Origin of the sequence: Vibrio sp. TRT 29B02 (assembly GCF_050113655.1) — a bacterium.
Classification (GTDB): Bacteria; Pseudomonadota; Gammaproteobacteria; order Enterobacterales; family Vibrionaceae; genus Vibrio.
The window spans coordinates 95784-117397 of record NZ_JBNJOJ010000008.1 but is presented as its reverse complement, the minus strand read 5'-3'; the positions used below and the strand labels follow the sequence as shown (position 1 = coordinate 117397).

17 protein-coding genes and 1 riboswitch are annotated in these 21614 nt (G+C 45.6%); of the genes, 9 read left to right on the top strand and 8 right to left on the bottom strand.

What is annotated here, in order from left to right; translation table 11 throughout:
* The first annotated feature begins 183 nt into the window (after positions 1-183).
* The 4 genes from ACQEXT_RS07065 to ACQEXT_RS07050 all read left to right on the top strand — a co-directional run bounded on the left by ACQEXT_RS07065 (position 184) and on the right by ACQEXT_RS07050 (position 5860).
* The gene (locus ACQEXT_RS07065; protein ID WP_426951241.1) at positions 184-1872 is read left to right on the top strand and encodes a GGDEF domain-containing protein; all 1689 of its coding nucleotides are present in this window, start codon (positions 184-186) and stop codon (positions 1870-1872) included.
* Positions 1873-2234: 362 nt separating this feature from the next.
* A complete protein-coding gene (gene glgC, locus ACQEXT_RS07060) occupies positions 2235-3452 on the top strand; it encodes a glucose-1-phosphate adenylyltransferase (RefSeq protein ID WP_138972408.1) in 1218 nt (405 codons plus the stop codon).
* The gene (gene glgA, locus ACQEXT_RS07055) at positions 3442-4902 is read left to right on the top strand and encodes a glycogen synthase GlgA (protein WP_426951239.1); all 1461 of its coding nucleotides are present in this window, start codon (positions 3442-3444) and stop codon (positions 4900-4902) included. Before glgC ends, glgA begins: the two co-directional genes overlap by 11 nt.
* Positions 4903-5056: 154 nt before the next feature.
* Positions 5057-5860, top strand: a complete 804-nt coding sequence (locus ACQEXT_RS07050) for an alpha/beta fold hydrolase (protein ID WP_138972410.1) — start codon at positions 5057-5059, stop codon at positions 5858-5860.
* A 2-nt stretch (positions 5861-5862) separates the two neighbouring features.
* Here the strand turns inward: ACQEXT_RS07050 and ACQEXT_RS07045 are convergent, their stop codons facing one another.
* The 5 genes from ACQEXT_RS07045 to torD form a co-directional block, all read right to left on the bottom strand.
* Complete coding sequence (locus ACQEXT_RS07045) at positions 5863-6168, bottom strand: putative signal transducing protein (RefSeq protein ID WP_138972411.1); 306 nt, start codon at positions 6166-6168, stop codon at positions 5863-5865.
* The gene (locus tag ACQEXT_RS07040; RefSeq protein WP_426951238.1) at positions 6168-6860 is read right to left on the bottom strand and encodes a TVP38/TMEM64 family protein; all 693 of its coding nucleotides are present in this window, start codon (positions 6858-6860) and stop codon (positions 6168-6170) included. The genes ACQEXT_RS07045 and ACQEXT_RS07040 overlap by 1 nt, the downstream gene beginning before the upstream one ends.
* A gap of 138 nt (positions 6861-6998) precedes the next feature.
* Entirely contained in the window at positions 6999-7595 is a 597-nt protein-coding gene (locus ACQEXT_RS07035) for a TfoX/Sxy family DNA transformation protein (RefSeq protein WP_426951237.1), read from the bottom strand.
* A gap of 132 nt (positions 7596-7727) precedes the next feature.
* A riboswitch (cyclic di-GMP riboswitch) is annotated at positions 7728-7813 on the bottom strand.
* Between the two features lie 142 nt (positions 7814-7955).
* Positions 7956-8963: an HTH-type transcriptional repressor PurR gene (gene purR, locus ACQEXT_RS07030; RefSeq protein WP_138972414.1), complete on the bottom strand. Its 1008-nt coding sequence runs from the start codon at positions 8961-8963 to the stop codon at positions 7956-7958.
* 220 nt (positions 8964-9183) lie between these two features.
* The gene (gene torD, locus ACQEXT_RS07025; RefSeq protein ID WP_138972415.1) at positions 9184-9831 is read right to left on the bottom strand and encodes a molecular chaperone TorD; all 648 of its coding nucleotides are present in this window, start codon (positions 9829-9831) and stop codon (positions 9184-9186) included.
* A 238-nt stretch (positions 9832-10069) separates the two neighbouring features.
* On the opposite strand from torD, the gene torR reads away from it, so the two are divergent.
* Positions 10070-10783, top strand: a complete 714-nt coding sequence (gene torR, locus ACQEXT_RS07020) for a two-component system response regulator TorR (RefSeq protein ID WP_138972416.1) — start codon at positions 10070-10072, stop codon at positions 10781-10783.
* Positions 10784-10854: 71 nt separating this feature from the next.
* Here the strand turns inward: torR and elyC are convergent, their stop codons facing one another.
* Positions 10855-11658: an envelope biogenesis factor ElyC gene (gene elyC, locus ACQEXT_RS07015; RefSeq protein WP_426951236.1), complete on the bottom strand. Its 804-nt coding sequence runs from the start codon at positions 11656-11658 to the stop codon at positions 10855-10857.
* Positions 11659-11753: 95 nt separating this feature from the next.
* Between elyC and cmoM the strand changes: the two genes are divergently transcribed.
* Genes cmoM through mukB form a run of 4 tightly spaced genes read left to right on the top strand, consistent with a single transcriptional unit; the run spans position 11754 to position 19069 of the window.
* On the top strand, positions 11754-12563 hold the full coding sequence (gene cmoM / locus ACQEXT_RS07010) for a tRNA uridine 5-oxyacetic acid(34) methyltransferase CmoM (protein ID WP_240800917.1): 810 nt from the start codon (positions 11754-11756) through the stop codon (positions 12561-12563).
* Positions 12564-12565: 2 nt separating this feature from the next.
* Positions 12566-13903 (top strand): chromosome partition protein MukF, encoded by a 1338-nt coding sequence (gene mukF / locus ACQEXT_RS07005; protein WP_331416016.1) that lies wholly within the window; start codon positions 12566-12568, stop codon positions 13901-13903.
* The gene (mukE, locus tag ACQEXT_RS07000; protein ID WP_171052214.1) at positions 13884-14615 is read left to right on the top strand and encodes a chromosome partition protein MukE; all 732 of its coding nucleotides are present in this window, start codon (positions 13884-13886) and stop codon (positions 14613-14615) included. Before mukF ends, mukE begins: the two co-directional genes overlap by 20 nt.
* The gene (gene mukB / locus ACQEXT_RS06995) at positions 14612-19069 is read left to right on the top strand and encodes a chromosome partition protein MukB (RefSeq protein ID WP_426951234.1); all 4458 of its coding nucleotides are present in this window, start codon (positions 14612-14614) and stop codon (positions 19067-19069) included. Before mukE ends, mukB begins: the two co-directional genes overlap by 4 nt.
* Positions 19070-19118: 49 nt before the next feature.
* On the opposite strand, the gene ACQEXT_RS06990 is transcribed toward mukB, so the two are convergent.
* Together ACQEXT_RS06990 and ACQEXT_RS06985 are read right to left on the bottom strand one after the other, a co-directional pair.
* Entirely contained in the window at positions 19119-20096 is a 978-nt protein-coding gene (locus ACQEXT_RS06990; protein WP_138972421.1) for an alpha-L-glutamate ligase-like protein, read from the bottom strand.
* Between the two features lie 3 nt (positions 20097-20099).
* Positions 20100-21605 (bottom strand): inactive transglutaminase family protein, encoded by a 1506-nt coding sequence (locus ACQEXT_RS06985; protein WP_426951233.1) that lies wholly within the window; start codon positions 21603-21605, stop codon positions 20100-20102.
* Positions 21606-21614: the final 9 nt, after the last annotated feature.

Sequence of the window (21614 nt, the reverse complement as noted above, 5' to 3'; positions counted from 1 at the left end):
TACGAAAGGCAGCCGATAATGGCTGCCTTTTCTTTTAGACGAACGCTTGTCTGTTTTCATATTTATGAGATCAATATACAATTATTCACCTATTGGTTGTTAATATATTGTGATTCTCAGTCTGTCTTTTGACATTATTATCTCTAGCTTCTATTGATTTAGAAGAATAACGGGAAGGGTGCCATGAGACAGAGATTAAGGCTTCTAAGTATCATTATCGCAGGTAGCTTGATTTTGGTGATAGCCGCTTTTAGTATCTCAAAACGAGTGCTAGATAGCGTGATTGAGGGATTGCTATGGGAGTTTGCTCAAGTCTCTGCCAAACATGACGCCGAAGTGTTAAAGCCTATAACGGCTCAGTCCGAGATCGTAAAACAGTTGGCTACTCACCCCAATATCACTTCATGGGCGCAAAACAGCGAAGATTCAGTCTACCTAGCCGTTGCAGAAGATACACTTGAACAATTTCGTTGGCGGCTGGCGTCCAAAAATTTCTTCGTCGCCTTAGATCAGAACCTGTCTTATCACTACAACGATGTAAATAGCATCCGCCAAGGAGCTTTCTTTCGCCACTATCTGGATCCAGATGCGATTATCGATAAATGGTTTTTCGAGCAGAAGTCGAGCGGAATCGATCTCTCCGTCAATATCGCTCATGATGTACATCTGGGATTAACCAAGATCTGGATTAATCAGACCATAGAAAAGAACGGTCAGTTTTTAGGTATTCTCGGCACTGGTATCGATTTCACGGAACTGATCGAGCCGTTTCATAACTCACAACCCACAGGGATAGAAACCTACTTTATTGATGAACAGATGAGGATCCAACTGGTCCTAGGCGCCGATTCTGTTCAATACCCACTGCGTGATAGCCGTTCAAGGAAACCCCTGCTCAGCAGTGTAATTAGCAATGATAAAGATTATCAAGCGCTCGAAAAACTGATGAAGTTGCAGAAGAAAGGTCAAGAAGCGCAAGTGCTGATGGTTAACCAAGGTGGTGGGCGAGCCGCTGTTGCGATTTATTACATCGAGTCTCTAGGGTGGTATGAAGTGACCTTTGTCAGTATTGATGCGATAGTGCCGACATGGGTTAATACCCAACTCTATTTCCCACTGCTTGCTGTAACCTTAATCGTCGCAATTCTTCTCTTTGGTTGGCTAGTCAAGCACTGGTTAGTCCCTCGAGAATATTGGAATCAGCGCATTTATCGACTTGTGCAAGACAACTCGACTGGCCAAGATGGCGCTTCACTTAATCTTGAACAGTGCTTAGATGTGCTTGAGCATGAGCTACAAAATAGTCGCAAGGGATTAGATAATCTGGTCGCGTCTAGAACGGCGATACTGGATGAGCTATCAACATTTGATGTTTTAACCCAGATACATAACCGTAGAGGTCTGGAAAAAGAACTCAGTGCTGAGTTAGCGCGCTCTTCTCGTGAACAGTATCAGTTTGGTTTGTTGTGGATTGACGCTGGAATTAAGGTGCAATCTGACTCCGGAGAAGAGAGTCATCAATACCAAAATGCTTTGCAGTTGGTGGCTCGAGGCTTGCAACGAGCGATTCGGGAGTACGATGTGGCGGCAAGATGGGCAGAAGATGAGTTTTTGGTGTTGGTTAGATGTGGTCAAACTAGGACGTTAGAACGCATCGCCGAGCGCATTAAGCAGTATGTCGATTCACATCAAGATAGTGACACCATTCATTCCCACCATTTGATCAGACTTTCTATTGGTGGAGCACTTATTCAACCTCAGATGAGTTTGCAACAGGCTCTCGCGTTGGCAGACAGTTCATTGTTTCTGGCACAGTCCAACCAATCGACGATTCACATTCATACGGTGTCAAGTGAAAGGCAAACGGCTTGATTTACGTGGGTTTCAACCCTAGGTAATACCCTGATTATATTCACCGAAGCTATTCGAGCGAAGTCACGTTAATGTAGTTAATTTGTTGCTTCTTTGTGAGCTTGCGGCGAGATAGTGTGAGCTATCGCAGAGCGCTGCAAAGCAACAATTGTGAGCTCCAAAGGACGGCATGTTTTAAATTGTAATCTTGCTGAAATACGATAACTTATAATAATCCTTTTACGCTAAGAACTAGGCTTAGAGTCTTGCGCGGCAGCGATTGTTGTGCCCACTCCTACGAGGAACTGGAGTGGGCTAAAGGAACTAGATGAGCCCCCCTAAATAAAGGCTCATTACACAATAAATAAAATGGAGAGAATTAAATGGCTGGTGTTTTGGGAATGATCCTTGCTGGTGGAGAAGGCTCGCGCCTGCGCCCACTGACGGAGTCTCGCAGTAAACCCTCGGTGCCTTTTGGCGGTAGCTACCGTCTTATCGACTTTGCACTAAATAACTTTGTTAATGCTGACCTAATGCGTATCTACGTGTTAACACAGTTCAAATCTCAATCTTTGTTTCACCACCTAAAGAAAGGGTGGAATATCAACGGTATTACCGACCGTTTTATTGACCCTATTCCAGCACAGATGCGTACCGGGAAGCGTTGGTACGAAGGTACGGCGGATGCTATCTACCAAAACCTCGGCTTTATGGAGTTATCTGAACCGGATCAAGTTTGTATTTTTGGTTCAGACCACATCTACAAGATGGATATCAAGCAAATGCTTGATTACCACAAAGAAAAGCAAGCTTCGCTTACCGTTTCTGCTTTACGTATGCCTTTAAGTGAAGCGTCTCAATTTGGTGTCATTGAAGTCGATGCTGAAGGGCGAATGGTAGGTTTTGAAGAGAAACCAGCGTACCCGAAATCTATCCCTGGCGATCCAGAATACGCGTTAGTATCTATGGGTAACTATGTATTTGAAGCACAGACGCTTTTTGCTGAGCTGATTGAAGATGCAGATAACCCAGACTCAACTCATGACTTCGGCAAGGATATCATTCCAAAGATGTTCCCTCGCGGCGATGTGTTCGTGTATGACTTCAGCACCAACCGCATTACTGGCGAGAAAGAAGAAGTGTATTGGCGTGATGTCGGTACGATTGACGCATATTGGCAGGCTCATATGGATCTGCTCGCGAAAGACGCGCCTTTCTCGCTGTATAACCGTAAATGGCCTCTCCACACCTATTATCCACCGTTACCACCGGCAACGTTTACTGACTCTGACAATGGTCGAGTACAAATTATCGATAGTCTTGTGTGCAGCGGTAGCTATGTTCGCGGTTCGAGAATTGAAAAATCGGTACTCGGCTTCCGCAGCAACATCGCCTCTGCGTGTGACATTAGCGAAAGTATCCTACTGGGTGATGTTAAGGTCGGTGAGGGCTGTGTACTGCGCCGCGTGATCGTCGATAAGGATGCGGATATTGCACCGGGTACCCAAATTGGTGTAAACCTATCGGAAGATAAGAAACACTACCATGTCTCGGAAGAGGGTATCGTTGTCATTCCAAAAGGAGCACGTATTGGCTACTAAGAATCTATCCATTCTATTTGTAGCATCGGAAGTTGAAGGGTTAATCAAAAGCGGTGGCTTGGCAGATGTTGCCAAGGCGCTGCCTGAAGCATTGCTCACATTACAGCAAGATGTTCGTATCACTCTACCCGCATACCAGAAAGTAGCGGGCATTGAACAAGCTCCAGTTTTACTGGACACACAGCTTGAATATTGGCCGCACACACCGTATCGAGTTAAACAACTCGAAATCGTGGGAGTACCTGTCTACGCGATTGATTGCGACGAGTACTTCAACCGCTCGGAAATGTACGCGGAGAACAACCAAGCGTATCAAGACAACGGTGAAAGGTTTGCTTTCTTTAGTGCCGCGTGCCTCGATATGCTACCGAAACTTGGCTTTCAACCAGATATCGTTCACGCCAATGACTGGCATACTGGGTTTGTTCCCTACTTACTGAAACACCGCTACGGAGCGGATACGTTTTTTTCATCGACGAAAAGTGTACTCTCGGTGCATAACGCCGTATTTAAAGGGGTGTTTAGCTATGATGAGTTACAGAATCTACCAGAGATGCACACACGCTACGCTGGTGATGCGGCTGTGAGTGACACCCATGTAACCATGCTAAAAGCGGGCGTTATGTGTGCGGATAAGATTAATGCCGTGAGTCCTACTTATGCACAGGAACTAAAAACTGAGTTAGGTAGCCATGGTATGGCGGCGGAATTTCAGCACAGAGCTGAGGATTTAGTCGGGATACTCAATGGTTGTGACTACTCGGCATGGAACCCTCAAACCGATCCTTCTTTGCCTGTGAACTACAAAGCAACGCGACAAAGCATGGTACGGGGGAAGAAAGCGTGTAAGAAAGAACTTCAGCAACGTGTTGGTTTAGAAGCGTGTGATGTAGCTGTATATGGCATGGTTTGTCGCCTAACGCACCAGAAAGGTATCCACTATCTAATCCCGATTCTGGATGCTTTCTTGAAGCATCAAGTTCAGGTGGTCATCGTTGGTACTGGAGACCCTGTCTTGGCGGCGCAGCTAAAAGAGATTGAAGCGTTACACAGCGATAAATTCGTCTTTGTCGAGGCCTACGATAATGACCTTGCTCATTTGGTCGAGGCGGGCTCTGACTTCTTTATCATGCCTTCTGAATTTGAACCGTGTGGGTTGAATCAAATTTATAGTATGGCTTATGGCACGTTACCCATTGTCCGTGGCGTCGGGGGATTGCGTGATAGTGTCAATGATTACGACGAAGGACCTAATACGGCGACTGGTTTTGTTTTTCAACAACCTGAGCCGAGTGAGTTATTAAACGTTCTACAGCGTTCACTCTTGCTATATGCCCAACAACCAAACGAAGTTAAACGCGTTCAATTGTATGCGATGGAACAAAACTTCTGTTGGTCTAAAGCGGCTGAAGAGTATATCAACCTGTATCGGTCGGCCCTTCACGCTTAACCTGTCTAAAGGCGTCATTTCGACGCCTTTTTCAATGATATTTACATTTTTGACCAGAGAATGACGGATAAATGGAGTTGTCGGACTTAAATCCTTCTAGGATTATGGTAATCTCCTAAGCCAAGATTTTGAACCTAAGTGGCCCTTGTCTGATATGAGCGATACCCTGTTATTCCACAAAACGTTTGCCCACCCTACTAGTGACGAGTGGGTTGTCTTTGTGCATGGTGCTGGGGGAAGTTCATCGATTTGGTTTAAACAAATCAAAGCGTACAGGGAGCATTTCAATCTATTGTTGATTGATCTTCGCGGTCATGGCAAATCGAATCAGTTGCTCAAAGAGCTGATTGCAAACCGCTATACCTTCAAAGCCGTGACCATGGATATTCTCAAGGTACTTGATCACCTAAAGATTCGTTCAGCCCATTTTGTGGGTATGTCGTTGGGTACCATTATTGTTCGTAATATCGCAGAGTTATCGACGGACAGAGTGAAGTCAATGGTGCTGGGAGGCGCTGTAACGCGTCTTAATACACGCTCTCAAGTGTTGGTCAAACTAGGTAACCTTTGTAAGCACATTGTTCCTTACATGTGGTTATACAGCCTTTTTGCCTATATCGTGATGCCTCAACGTACGCAAAAAGAATCACGTCACTTATTTATCCGTGAAGCCAAAAAGTTATGCCAAAAAGAGTTCAAGCGTTGGTTTATTCTTACTGCTGAAGTTAATCCGTTGATGCGATACTTCAAGGATCGTGAGTTACCCATCCCAACGCTATACTTGATGGGCGAGCGTGACTACATGTTCATTCAACCGGTTAAAGAGATGGTTGCCGCTCACCGTAAAAGCCAATTACTTGAAATCGCTGATTGTGGTCACGTCTGTAATGTTGAAAGGCCTGATGAATTTAACCAACACTCGATAGCCTTTATTCAGCAGCAAATCGAAGCCAAATAGAGTTAGGGCATACAGGCGCCGCACTTCCAGCACAAACCGAATTGAGCTTCGTTTTGTTCACTACACTCACTACACCGCCAGCTTACTCCTCTTTCAGCACGCTTAAAATCGGCAATGATTGCTTGTGCTTGAGCGAGTTGTTGAACATCGAATAGCCAAATATACGGTTCACTGTTCTCACCAAAAGGGAGCTCTCCCTGTAAACCGAATAAACCTTCGCCCCGCACCTCACAAAGGATTTGCTGTGATTTCAATAACTCACAAACGATATGTGCTTCAGGTGGTGTTGTCGCTGAGTAGAGACGCATTACACGTTTCCGTTTGATGCTGAAGGCGTCGATTTGAGTTTGGCCATTATCCACTTAGCGACAACAGGGAAAAGACCTAATAAGGCAAAGGAAGCCAACACACTTGGAGAAACGATACCGGATAAGTGTTCAATCTGCGCCAACTGGGTACCCGCGTTGAGGTATACCGCTGTGCCTGGCAACATACCTAACTGGCTCACCAAGTAGAATCGTAAAGTCGTAATCGGTGTTAGCCCCATCAATAGGTTGATCAAAAAGAACGGAAAAACAGGAATTAGACGTAACGAGAATAGATAAAATGATCCGTCACGTTCAACGCCTTGGTTGATTGATGACAACTTGTCACCAAACTTCGTTTGAACCCAGTCTCTAAGAAGATAGCGGCTGCTTAAAAAAGCCAGAGTTGCGCCAATGGTACTGGCAAAAGAGACAAGGACTAAGCTTGTCCAAAAACCGAATAGGGCAGCTCCCAATAGTGTGACCACAGCAGCACCCGGAACAGAAAAGGCGGTGATGGTGACATAGGCCAAGAAATAGCTAGCGGCCGCGACAACGAAGTTATCTGCGATAAATAGAGCGAGCTCGGCTTGCTGAGCTTTAGCGTTTTCCAGAGTGAGATACTGTCCAAAATTAAGGGCTAGCAATACAACAACAAGGATGAACACAACGCCCAAAATCAGTTTTTTACTCATACAACATCTCCATCAAACATCAAAGCTAGCGAAATTAAAGTGTTAATAGACTAGAAAGGGAAAGCAAGCAGTAAATTTCACAAATAAGAAAAAAGTCAGCACTAAGGCTGACTCTTTATTGATTCGATAACTTATCTGTTAGTGATGGCTAAGCTCGTTGAGCAGCTCTTGGCGTCGATTTTGAGGAATGACGGACCAGTGAGTGCCATTGATCGCACCTTCTAATGCCCAAAGTAGCTCGATGTTAACGTCAGAAGAGTGAGTAGACTGAATGGCTTTGAATGCGTTAACTGAGCCGGTTTCTTCAAGGTTTTCGACACTTTCGATACCTGCTTTATTGAGCATACGCTCAGTAGCTAATCGTAAGTTCGGTAAATCTTTGAGGCGACTTGGTTTCGCTTGCGATTGAGTTTTCTTCTCGTTGTTTGCCGCATCAAGTGCAAGCTTGGCGAGTTCTAAGGTTTTATTGGTATCTGAACTCCAGTCATGACACAAGGCGTAGTATTTCGTTACAACGGGAAATCCGCGTTTTTTATAAACGTAAGGCTCGAGTCCTTGAGATTTAAATTGTTTAGCCAGTTCTGCGTCTGCACGAACGTGAAGTTTATCGTTGACCACGAGTGCGAACATCGTGTCATCAGCAAAAATGCCAAAGCCACCAAACATTGAACGAGACTTGATGTAGCCAAGTTGCTCAAATAATCGCATTGAGTCTTTTAGTATTGGTTTATCCATGCTGTTTATTCTCGGTGTATAGTTATACGCCACCAGTTCAGGTCCGAGAGATTAGCAAAATAATGCAGGTACTTTGTAAGTAAGGCGTCATACAACCGTTAGTAATTCGTGTATGACAAGTGCATATTTACCATCGGCAACCCCGCTACCAGACATATCATGTTTAAGGCCGGAGGCTTTGCGTCCCACCCTTTCGGAGTGGTTTGCCCTGTTCGTGGCATTGTTCGAACATTTAGAGCATAAATAAAATATGCGTAGGACATCACGCCGAAATGGAATAAGTGTGATCTTGGTTCAGTAAAAAGAGGTGAATTATCCGCTTAGCCAATAATGTGCTACCGGCTAAGCGAACGATTTGAACTATTTGTTCAAATCAAGGACGGTATTTCGTTCAACAATCTCAGGGTGCATTTCAAAAATACGCTTCTCATGCTCTTTATCTTTGATCCGCTCAAGCAAGATTTCGAATGCGTTTTTACCAACACGACGTTTTGGTTGGTGGACAGTTGTTAATGGTGGAGAGAAGTACTCAGCCAGCTCAATATTGTCATAGCCGATGACTGACATATCTTCAGGAATTCGAATGCCTTTTTGCTGTAGACGGCTCATCAAACCCAATGCCATTGTGTCGTTGAAACAAAACACAGCACTTGGCTTGTTATCCATCGCTGCAATTTTGTCTGCGGCGAGTACGGCGGTATCACACTCGAAGTTGCCTTCAAGAATCCAATCTTCATTCACCGAAAGTTCTGCTTCACTCATCGCGCGTTTGAAACCACGAATACGCTCCTGACAGGCGGCTTTTTCAAAGTGACCACTTAGACAGGCAATATCTTTATGACCACGTTCGATCAGATATTTTGTTGCTAGGTAGCCGCCTTCTTCTGAGTTATCAATGATCTTGTCCGCTTGCGAGCTTTCAGGACCCCAGTCCATAACGACTTTAGGGATATCTTTATGGCGATCGAGCATTTCGCTCAGCTCTTCAGTAAGGTCTGAACACATGACTAAGATGCCGTCTACGCGCTTCTCTGCCAACATGCGGATGTAGTCGCGTTGTTTCTCGTAGATGCCACCAGTATTACACAAGATAAGCGTGTAGCCCTGACGGTAGCAGTAGCTTTCTACGCCATCAATCACTTCTGAAAAGAATAGGTTTGTTGATTGGGTGACCAACATACCGATTGTACGAGTCGTGTTACATTTCAAGCTACGCGCAACAGCACTTGGCGCATAGTTTAACTCGTTCACCGCTTCCATTACTTTTTCTTGAGTAGCTTCAGCAACAAAGCGTGTTTTATTAATTACGTGAGACACAGTGGTTGTTGAAACACCGGCTAGGCGAGCAACATCTTTAATAGTGGCCATAAGGTTTTGTCCTGTCGATGACTGCCAAGCAAATATATTCAAGTGTAGAATAAAATAGTCTGGCAGAAAGTATCAGAAACACAAAAACCGCCCTTATTTAGCGGTTTGTATTTGAATCGTTCATTTTTATCGTTTGCGGTCACGATTCTAGACCGCAAACTCTCAGAGAGCAAACAAAAAACGTCAAAGTTGTAGGTTTGAGCTCACAATGTGCGTTTTTTTACTCGCCTGCAAGATAGCTGCAATCTAGCTCTAAGAAAGCGCTAGTAAGGCTGGCGATTGCAGAGTAAAAGCCGAAGTCATCGAGTGTCTGACACTTGGCTGAAAATTTCGGAACCCAACTCAATAGGTGTTGCTGAATAAACGCTTCTTGCTCTTTTAACGCATCTTCTAAATGACGTTCTTGTTCCAACTCATTTGAGCGAATAATAAGATTGCCAAGAAAGTCGAGTTCGATTGCAAGATGGTCGGCTGGCTCGTTTAGATCTTTTTCAACTGCAACCCCATGTTTCGCCATGAGCTCTTCCATCTCTTTAGCTGGCGTGTCGTTGAGTAATCCCGATTGACCAATGTACATAGAGGCATAAGGAAGGGCAGAGTCTCTATCTGACTTTAAAAATAGATCACAGAAATCTGCGGCGAGTTCCAATTGAGCATCTTCACGATCCATCAAGCGATTGAGCGCATCAGTGACACGGTCAATTGCAGGTTTTAAAGCGGCATTTTCACCCAAACCAGTCAAAAACGCGCGGATTTCAGCGGAATGATACTGCGCGATATTTTCCTCAGTAAGCTCATTGGCAAACAGGCTTGATAGCCACCAGTAAATCTCGGCACGTTTCTCATTAAATGCTTTAATTTCTTGCATTAGGTTCAACTCCTAAAATAACTATCTACTAGTTTAACCAATAGAAATGAATAGGGATAACGGCTTGTGTGATAAGTTACCATCAATTATGAATGAATGTTAATGAGTGGGTGACTTTTGTCTTGAATCAAGAAAAAATCATCTTTCTTAGTTTTAAAGTGATAATTACTAGAAATGTTACTATTTATGAATAGAATACAATTTTAGAGCAATTCCCAATGTAAATTAAGTGGTGTAGATGAGCTATCATGTACTAGTTGTAGAAGATGACGCAGTCACGCGTAGCAAACTCGTTGGTTACTTTAAGAACGAAGGTTATAACGTGAGTGAGGCTGAAAGCGGCGAGCAGATGCGTCATACGCTACAAAACAATGCGATTGATTTGGTGATGTTAGATATTAATCTTCCTGGTGAAGATGGATTAATGCTAACGCGCGAACTTCGCAGTCAATCTGACATTGGAATTATCCTGGTAACAGGACGCACGGATAGCATCGATAAAATTGTTGGCCTAGAAATGGGCGCAGATGATTACGTCACCAAACCGTTTGAGTTACGCGAACTTTTGGTTCGAGTTAAAAACTTATTGTGGCGTATCTCTTCTGCCCGCAACGCATCTGCAACACTAGACGCAGCGCAGCAAGACGACAATGTAGTACGTTTTGGAGAATGGACATTTGATGTTCAACGACGTGCATTAAGTCGCAATGGAGAGCCAGTAAAACTCACTAAAGCTGAGTATGAATTGCTGGTTGCACTCTCTTCATACCCTAATCAGGTATTGAGCCGTGAGCGTATTCTCAACATGATTAGCCACCGTGTCGACGCACCGAACGATCGTACCATTGATGTGCTGATAAGACGTATGCGAGCGAAAATGGAATTCGATCCAAAGAACCCTCAGATCTTTGTGACGGTTCATGGCGAAGGTTATATGTTTGCAGGCGACTAGTCGCTCTAGATGAATTAAAAAAACCGAGGCATTTGCCTCGGTTTTTATTTTACAGTGATGACAGCAAGTTGCTAAACGTTGCTCTCTGAAGCCTGCAAAGCTTTCTCTTCATAGTCTGACGCCCAGTCTCGAAGCGTCTGCCAAATACGACCCAATGTCTCGTGCCAATAACGTTCAGTTTGCTCGAGGTAGACCGCTTTTGGCGCATATTTGGCCCAGAACTCGGTTACATTCTCATGCGCTAAGTAGTTAGTTGGAGCGGCATAAGGTTTTAAACCTGCTGAGTGGAACTCATTCAGTGCGCGCGTCATATGGCTTGCTGAAGTCACCACAACCAGCTTTTTGTTTGTCACAAAAGCTGCTGCTTGTCGCGCTTCTTCCCACGTATCTTTTGCTGTTTCAAGCAAAATGATGTCGGACTTAGACACACCAAGTGCGAGCGCGACTTTGGCCATCATTCGTGCATTACTCACTTCTGAACCTGCGGCGTAACCAGATAAGATCAGCTTGGCGCCTGGGTAGATGCGTAAAATTCGAATACCTTCTGTGAGGCGCATCAAACCAGAACGGCTTAACTCAGATGTTGGTGGTATTTTATCGTCGACAACGTGGCCGCTGCCCAAAACCATAACATAATCGATGGGCTCATCGACTGGGAAAAACGCCGAATATTGGCGCTCTAGTGGCATCAATAGACGAGATGAAACGGGTTGGAAGGCGATCAGGAAAATGCCAATAAAAGAGAATAGAACAACAAAGCAACCTGTCTTCTGCTTTCGAGTAAACATGATCAACATTAGCCCGAATAGGCCAATGATGAGCAGGGCCGGCAAGGGCATTAGCAAAGAAGACACAACTTTTTTCAGCTCAAACATACGAAATAGTCCGAAAAAACATCAATTGATTATATTTTAAGAGAAAGCCTCTTTATTCCTGCTTTTCTTGTGACAGAATAGCAGCACGATTAGACATGATAACTCAAGCTGCTGTGACTGAAGACCGCAATTTCGACGATATTGCCCACAAATTTGCAAAAAATATTTACGGTTCTGACAAAGGCGAGATTCGTCAAGTCATTGTTTGGGAAGATCTTCAACAGATACTTCATGCCGTAGATGGGGCGAAACAACCACTGAATGTGCTGGATGCCGGGGGCGGCTTGGCACAAATGTCACAAAAGCTTGCTAAACTCGGACATCACGTCACGTTATGTGATCTATCTTCTGAAATGCTGCAATTAGCAGAGCAGGATATTGCAAATAATGAACTGCTTGCGCAGTATCGCTTCATTCATTCGCCAGTCCAATCGATTGATCAACATCTCGACACTCAAGTAGATATCGTTTTGTTTCATGCAGTCATGGAGTGGTTGGCAGACCCGAAACCGGCATTAGAAAAAGTGCTTGAGCAGGTGAGAGCTGGTGGTATGGCTTCCATCATGTTTTATAACCACCATGGGCTGGTCTACAAGAATGTTGTATGTGGCAATATTCCCCATGTTCTTGACGGGATGCCGCATCGTAAGCGTTTTAAATTACAACCGCAAAAAGGCTTAAAACCCGAAGAGGTATATCAGTGGATAGAAGACGCTGGTTTTTCAATTTGCGGTAAATCTGGTATTCGTTGTTTTAGTGACTACATAGGCAATATGGAGTATATGGGCGACTACCAGTATGAAGATGTGTTGGCACTAGAAAGACAATTGTGCAGACAAGAGCCATACCTCTCGTTAGGCCGATACATACATGTATGGGCGAAAAAGAAAGATAAGCAGGACTAACAATGAGTGAGATGACTCTAAATGCTGCAGAGCAGCCGATCGACGAGTTGGTCGGCTGGGTAAAACAGCACGATTTCTCATTGAATCTGACCACAGAGCGCTTGGCATTTTTGATCGCTATTGCTGTGCTCAGTAACGAAAGGTTCGATGAAGAGTTAGGTGAAGGTGAACTGCATGATGCGTTTACCATAGTGACTCGATTATTCGAAGAAACAGGGGATGCATCTGCGTTCCGTGCAAACAACGCCATTAATGAGATGGTGAAACAGAGACTAATCAGCCGCTTTACCAGTGAAATTAACGACGGAGCAAGTATTTACCGTTTATCGCCTCTCGCGATCGGTATTACTGACTATTACGTTCGCCACAGAGAATTTTCTAAGCTTAAATTATCTATCCAATTATCTATGGTTGCAGATGAAATGGCGAAAGCGATTGAGTCTGCACGTCAGGGTGGCACACCTGAGCATTGGCGCAAGAATGTTTACGGAGTCTTAAAATACTCGGTGGGAGAGATTTTTGACCAAATCGACTTGAACCAACGTGTGATGGATGAGCAGCAACAGTCGGTCAAACTTCAAATTGCGGAGCTACTGAACAAAGATTGGCGAGATGCGATAAACAACTGTGAGTCGCTGCTGTCTGAAACGTCCAACACGCTTAGAGAGTTGCAAGATACGCTCCAAGCGGCGGGTGATGAACTGCAAACTCAGATTCTTGATATTCAAGAGCTGGTGTACGGTGATGATGAACTCGAATTTATTGCCGAAACACTGTTCGCACTGCAAATGAAACTTGACCGCATCACAAGCTGGGGTCAACAAGCGATTGACCTTTGGATTGGCTATGACCGTCACGTCCACAAGTTTATCCGTACCGCGATTGATATGGATAAGAACCGAGCGTTTAGTTCGCGTTTACGTCAATCGATAAAAGATTATTTCGATATGCCTTGGTATCTGACTTATGCAGATGCTGAGCGTCTAACTGACCTTCGTGATGAAGCTCTAGTACTTCGCGATGATGAAGTCACAGGCCAAGTGCCGCTAGAGGTAGAATACGAAGAGTTCCAACAGGTCAATGATGAATTGGCAGAACGCATTGGCAATATGCTCCGAGTTCATAAAGAACAGGGTACCGCCATTGATCTTGGTATCGTGCTACGCGATTACCTAGCTCAGCATCCGCAGACTCATCATTTTGATTTAGCACGAATTGTTATCGACCAAGCAGTACGCCTTGGCTATTCCGAGTCAGATTATCAGGCAATTCAGCCAGACTGGCAGGCGATAAACGATTTTGGTGCAAAGGTACAAGCAAATGTCATCGACCGATACTAATGAATACATGCCAGATAATCTGGTAAAAGCAATTTCGAACCCTCTGTTCCCAGCGCTTGATAGCATGCTGCGAGCAGGGCGTCACATTTCCAGCGAAGATCTCGATAACCACGCACTGTTGTCAGACTTCGAAGTTGAGCTGAGCTCTTTTTATCAGCGTTACAACACAGAGCTAGTTAAAGCACCTGAAGGCTTTTTCTACCTTCGTCCACGTTCAACCTCTTTGATTGGCCGCAGTGTTCTTTCCGAACTGGATATGCTGGTGGGCAAGGTGTTGTGTTTCTTATATCTAAGCCCTGAGCGCTTAGCTCATGAAGGTATCTTTACCAACCAAGAGTTGTATGAAGAGCTGCTTGCTCTTGCTGATGAATCTAAGCTAATGAAGCTTGTGACCAACCGAGCGACAGGTTCAGACTTAGACAAAGAGAAACTGTTCGAAAAAGTACGTACGTCTCTACGTCGACTACGCCGTTTAGGCATGATCATCAATATTGGTGAAACGGGCAAATTCAGTATCAGTGAATCGGTATTCCGCTTCGGGGCAGATGTACGCATCGGCGACGATATGCGTGAAGCACAACTGCGTCTTATCCGCGATGGTGAAGCGGTTGTCCATACCAAAGAACCAAGTCAGGGTAGCCTCCTTGAGCGAAATAACGATGACAATGATGATCAAGCCGAAGAGCAAATGTTAGAAGAGGGTGAAGCATGATTGAACGCGGTAAATATCAATCGCTAACCATGGTCAACTGGAACGGCTTTTTTGCGCGTACATTTGATATCGATGGTCTAGTAACAACGCTTTCTGGCGGTAACGGTGCAGGTAAGTCTACGACCATGGCGGCCTTCATCACGGCACTGATCCCAGACCAAACCTTACTTCACTTCCGTAATACCACAGAGGCGGGCAGCAATCAGTCATCTCGTGATAAAGGTCTTTACGGTAAGCTGCAAGCGGGTGCCTGTTACGCTGCGCTTGACGTGGTTAACTCACGAAATCAACGCTTACTGTTTGCCGTCAAGCTACAGCAAGTGGCTGGCCGTGATAAGAAAGTCGACATCAAGCCATTTGTTGTTCAGGGTTTACCAAGCCATGTTAAACCTACCGATATTTTAATTGAGAGCGTGTCGGCAACTCAGGCACGTGTTCGTCAGATTAACGAAGTAAAGGAAGCGGTCGGACAATTCGAGGGTGTGCAGTTTAAAGCGTTTCCTTCCATCGTTGACTACCACTCGCAAATGTTCGAGTTTGGCGTTATTCCGAAGAAACTACGTAACTCCAGTGATCGCTCTAAGTTCTACCGCTTAATCGAAGCGTCACTGTACGGCGGTATTTCAAGTGCGATTACTCGCTCACTGCGAGACTACTTGCTACCGCAAAATGGCGGCGTGAAGAAAGCGTTCCAAGATATGGAATCAGCGTTGCGTGAAAACCGTATGACGCTTGAGGCGATCAAAACCACTCAAGCCGACCGTGACCTGTTCAAACACCTGATCACTGAGTCAACCAACTACGTGGCAGCAGACTACATGCGCCATGCAAATGACCGACGCAACAAGCTAGAGCAGACTCTATCTTTACGTAGTGAGTTGTTTGGTTCACGTTCAACGCTAATCGAGCACAACAATCTACTTAACAGAGTGCAAGAAGAGCTTGAGCTGCTGGTTGAGTCTGAATCTGCTTTAGAGCAAGACTACCAAGCGGCGTCTGACCATCTGCAATTAGTGCAAAATGCTTTGCGTCAGCAAGAAAAGATTGAGCGCTACCAAGAAGATCTGGAAGAGCTCAACGAGCGTCTTGAAGAGCAGTTGATGGTGGTTGAAGAAGCGCAAGAGCGTGTCGCGATGGCCGAAGAGCAAGCGTCTGTTTCTGAAGAAGAAGTGGATAGCTTGAAGAGTCAGTTAGCCGACTACCAGCAAGCGCTGGACATTCAGCAAACCCGTGCGCTGCAATATCAGCAAGCGGTTGAGGCGCTAGATAAAGCAAAACAACTATTGGGTAACGAAGGCTTAACTGCTGAATCGGCGCAAGTGCTTGTTTCTGAGTTGAAAGCGCAAGAAGCCCAAAGTACGACAGAGTTGCTCGCAACTAAGCATAAATTGGATATCTCATCAGCTGCTGCTGAACAGTTTGAATCCGCTCTCAAGCTGGTTGCAAGTATTGTCGGACATGTAGAGCGTAAAGAGGCTTCAACAGCCGCGAAAGCCGCGATTGAACAGAGTCGTGAAGCACAGCGCATCGCTCAAAATGAACAGCAATGGCGAGCACAGCATCGTGATGTGGAACGTCGTTTACATAAGCAACGCCAAACTCAGGAGTTGGTCGCTGAATATCAAAAACAGCATCAAGTTGAACTGACCGATGAAGCGACGTTTGAGATCGAGCGTGAACGTCACGCTCAACAGATCGAATCTTTAGAGATATCTCAAGAAGAGTTGCGTGAGCAACGCAGTGAGCAGCGCCGTCTAGAGCAAGATGCATCCGCTGAAATTAACAAGCATGAAGCCATTGCTCCAACTTGGATTGCTGCGAATGATGCCCTCGAATCACTTCAAGAGCAAAGCGGTGTAGAACTGTATGACAGTCAGGCTGTCATGAGCCATATGCAAGTCGTTCTAGAGCAAGAAAAACAACAGTCTATCGCCAAAGATAAACTGGCTGAACGTCGTAGCAAGCTTGAAGATGAAATTGAACGACTCGCGTCTCCTGGTGGTTCTAACGATCCGCGCCTGAAAGGCTTAGCCGATACCCTAGGTGGGGTTCTGCTGTCCGAGATTTATGACGATATCACCATTGACGATGCGCCGTATTTCAGTGCGATGTACGGCCCAGCTCGCCATGCGATTGTTGTATCAGACTTGTCTGGTATCGAAGAGAAGCTGGTTGAATTAGATGACTGCCCTGAAGACCTCTATATCATTGAAGGTGACATCGATGCATTTGATGACAGCTCATTTGATGCAGAAGAGCTTGAAGGTGCGGTATGCGTGAGAATGAATAATCGTCAGATGCGTTATTCGCGTTTGCCAGAAATTCCTTTGTTCGGTCGTGCCGCTCGTGAGCAACGTTTGGAACTGCTGCGCAATGAGCGCGAAGAGGTCGTAGAACAGCATGCTAAAGCGGCATTTGATTCGCAAAAACTCCAACGTCTGTACCAAGCATTCAACAACTTTGTGGCTAAACACATTCAGGTTGCGTTTGAACCAGACCCAGAGCAAGCATTGATCGTAGTACGTGAAAAACGCGGCCAATTAACACGAGCTTTGGCAGATCTAGATGCCAAAGAGCAGCAGCAACGTAGTCAGTTATTGGCAAGCAAGCAAGCGATATCCGCTCTGGATAAGATTGCGCCCAATATGGCTCTTATTGAGGATCAGGCACTACTTGCTCAGTTTGAAGAACTGGAGCAAAACATTGCCCAACTGACAGACGCCAAAGCGTATATTGCTCGTCATGGTAAGGCGATTGCTGAGTTAGAAAAAATTGCTTCAGCGCTGGAAGCTGACCCTGAGCAGTTTGATGCTTTGGAAGCGGAATACCACGCGGCTGACCAAAAACTTCAACAGCTGAAAACCCAGATTTTTGCTGTGGCAGATTTGGTTGAGCGTCGTCATTACTTCGCTTACTCAGACTCAGTCGATTTGTTGAATCAAAGTAGCGAATTGAGCGAGCAGCTCAAATCGAAACTGGTCGAAGCGGAACGTATGCGCACGCGTTCACGCGAGGAGTTTAAACAGGCTCAAGGCCAGATGAACCAATACAACCAGGTGCTAGCCTCACTCAAGAGTTCGCATCAGGCGAAGCTTGAGACGGTTCAAGAGTTCAAACAAGAGTTACAAGAATACGGTGTCACGGCTGACGAGGGTGCTGCTGAACGCGCTATGCGTCGTCGCGATGAACTGCAAGAGCGTTTGCATACTTCACGTTCTCGTAAGAGTGAATACGAGCGCACTATCACTGCGACAGAACTTGAAATGAAAGCGCTGGCAAAACGTCTCAAGAAAGTACAGAAAGATTACGTTGATCTGCGTACATTTGTCGTTGCAGCGAAAGCAGGTTGGTGTTCAGTACTTCGCCTAGCACGTGAGAATGATGTGGAACGTCGCCTTCACAAGCGTGAACTGGCTTACATGTCCGCGGATGAACTGCGTTCTATGTCGGATAAATCGTTGGGCGCATTGCGTCTTGCGGTCGCCGACAATGATGATCTGCGTGATGCGCTGCGTCTTTCTGAAGACAATGCACGTCCAGAACGCAAAGTCTTGTTTTATATTGCCGTATACCAGCATCTTCGTGAGCGTATTCGTCAGGACATTATTCATACTGATGATCCTGTTGAAGCTATCGAAGAGATGGAAGTGGAACTTGCGCGTCTAACCGAAGAACTGACACAACGTGAAAACCGTTTGGCAATCAGCTCGGATTCTGTTGCGAGCATCATTAAGAAGACGATTCAGCGTGAGCAAAACCGTATTCGTATGCTTAACCAAGGTCTGTCCAACATCTCATTTGGTCAGGTCAAGGGCGTCCGACTCAACGTTAAGATCCGTGAAAGCCATGAAATATTGCTTAATGGCTTGTCTACAGGACAAGAACAGCACAAAGATCTCTTCGAATCCACGCGTTACACGTTCTCTGAAGCGATGGCGAAGTTGTTCCAACGTGTTAATCCACATATCGACATGGGACAGCGTTCTCCTCAGGTTCTGGGTGAAGAGTTACTGGACTACCGTAACTATCTGGAATTAAGTGTGGAAGTTAACCGTGGTGCAGATGGCTGGCTTCAAGCCGAGTCAGGGGCACTATCGACAGGTGAAGCAATTGGTACCGGTCAATCGATTCTATTGATGGTTGTACAGAGTTGGGAAGAAGAGTCTCGACGTCTACGTAGCAAGGACATTGTACCTTGTCGTCTATTGTTCCTTGATGAAGCAGCACGTCTTGATGCTAAGTCTATCTCAACTCTGTTCGAGTTGTGTGACCGTCTCGACATGCAGTTACTTATCGCTGCACCAGAGAATATCAGCCCAGAGAAAGGGACGACTTACAAACTGGTGCGTAAGGTATTTAAAGACCACGAGCATGTTCATGTCGTTGGCTTACGTGGCTTTGGACAAACCAAGAAAGCCAAGAGTGAAGCCCAGCAACTGGTCGAAGAGTTATAAGAGACAAAAAAGCCCGCGAAAGCGGGCTTTTTTTGTCGTTAAAACAGAGCTATCTAGGTATTTCTTTGGCGAAGATACCGAACTGACGCGCGGCATAAGCGACGCGTTCGGCTGGCTTCGGATACTCAGCGGGTGAACCAAGACTCTCGATATGATGAAGGCGAGGCAATAAGCCAGCGCCGTTAGCGATTTGAATAGCAAGTCCAGGACGAGCATTCAGTTCTAGCACCATTGGACCTTCCTCTTTATCAAGTACCATGTCGGTACCCATATAGCCGAGCCCAGTCATTTCCCATGCACTTGAAGCAAGGATCAGTAGCCGTTCCCAATGAGGTACTTGAAGGGTCGCTAACTCCATGCCGGTGTCTGGATGGTGGGTAACAGGTTGGTCAAACTGTACAGCTCGGACAGCACGGCCTGTCGCGATATCAATGCCCACACCAACGGCACCTTGGTGCAAGTTTGCTTTACCGTCAGAGGCGGCAGTAGAGCAGCGCATCATCGCCATTACCGGATAACCTTTGAAGACGATGATGCGCACATCAGGTACGCCTTCGTAGCTGAAACCTTCGAAACAGTCATCAAACTTAATCAAATTCTCCACAACAGCAACATCGTTTTTGCCGCCTAAGGAGAAGAGCCCCGCCAATGCGTTACTGATATGACGCTCTACATCTTCTTGATTAATGGTGGAACCCGAAGGTTTGGTGTAAACACCATCTTTATGTGACGTGATAACCAAAATACCTTTACCACCACTACCTTGGGCTGGTTTGATCACAAAGCCAGGCCAGTTCTTGACCATTTCATGAATGGTTTTAACTTCAGCCTGATTGCGAATCACACCAATCAGTTTTGGTACCGTAGCGCCGGCCGCTTCAGCAATGATTTTGGTTTTGAGCTTGTCGTCAACCAGCGGATACTTTGAACGGTCATTGTATCGGCCAATGTAGCTGTGGTTGCGCTTGTTCATGCCCATAATGCCTTTGTGGCGGAGCTTGAACGGCGATGTATATTTCGAAAACATCACTTACTCCTCCGCTAGCGGTTTAAAGCGACGGAGTTCAGTTAAGCGGTAACCTGTGTAAGTACCTAGCAGCAAGATAGCCGCTAACACGATCAACTGTAGACCGATAAAGTTAAAGGTCAGGTGCTGAATGAATGGGTTCGTCATCGCGAGATAAACCAGCACAGCAGTGAGCAGTGAGCCACCGCCTTGCAGCACGACTTCCTTCGCGCCTTCTTCTTCCCAGAGAATGGACATACGTTCAATCGTCCAAGATAGAATAATCATAGGGAAGAAAGTAATCGATAAGCCTTCGGTTAAGCCAATCTTAAATGCGACAACGGTAAACACAGAGATGATCATAATTACCGTGATGATCACCGCCGATATCCTCGCGACTAACAGTAAGTTGAGCTTCGATAGATAACTTCGAATGATAAGGCCCGTACCGACGATCAGCAAGAAGCCAACAATACCCGTAACGAGTTGAGTCTGAACAAAGGCGACGGCAATCAACACCGGCATAAATGTACCTGAGGTTTTCAGACCGATAATCACACGTAAGAACACAACGATCAGAGCGCCAATCGGGATCAGCATAATGGTTTTAAACATCGCTTGTTCTTCAAGAGGCAAGCTGTGAATCGAGAAGTTTAATAGACCATCTGCGAGTACTTTATCTTTGGTTGCTTGTGATGGCGTAATATCCTGCGCGATCATAGAGAAGTGAACCTGACTGTTTTGACCGCCCACTAAATCAAGTAGTGACACATTAGATTCATCCCAGACCAGAATGTTGTCAGAAATGGCAGGGTTAGCGTTGTTTGGATTAAACAGAACCCATTGATTTCCGTTCCATACCTGATTCATGTTCTGGATAGTTTGTCGACGACGGCCATCTTCAAGCTCGATAACGCCAACGACTTTACTTGGTACTTTGGCGTAAGCGAGGATTTTTGCCACTGCGTCTACTTTGCTCATGCGGTTCAGCAGTAGTGAAGCATTTTGGCTCTCTGAATCGTTGATTGATTTGATCAACTCGCGAGTGAAGGTAATGTCGTCAGCAGAGCGTTGATTCGCACGTTCAATCAACGCAAGAACGGCAGCCTCTGCGGGGCCATCAAAGGTCGGTTGAGTCATTTCGTTGGTGGGTGGCGTTGATTCGACCTTAGCTTGGGGATCAACCAAGAACTGAGCTTTATAGTAGATGGTTTGTGGTCCTGTGGCCTGACGTACTGACCACTCGGCGCGGCGTCCGGATTCAGTTTCTACGTATGAAAGACCGTAACCAGGAGAAGAAGATGATTCATCAATTAAGGTGAAGCCTGTCTGAGTATGAGGTGCAGCTAATGAGGCTTTGACAGGCTTGGATTGACCACTAAATTCAATGCGAGCCTCGATGTCCCAGACCTGACGTGCTTCGCCTGGTGTCCAAGGAACGCCATAATTCTGGTGGCGGAAGATGCTCAATGCAATACCAGCAACAATTAATAGGGCAACTGATATATAAAAAGGGATTTTTGAAGTCATAAGCTTACG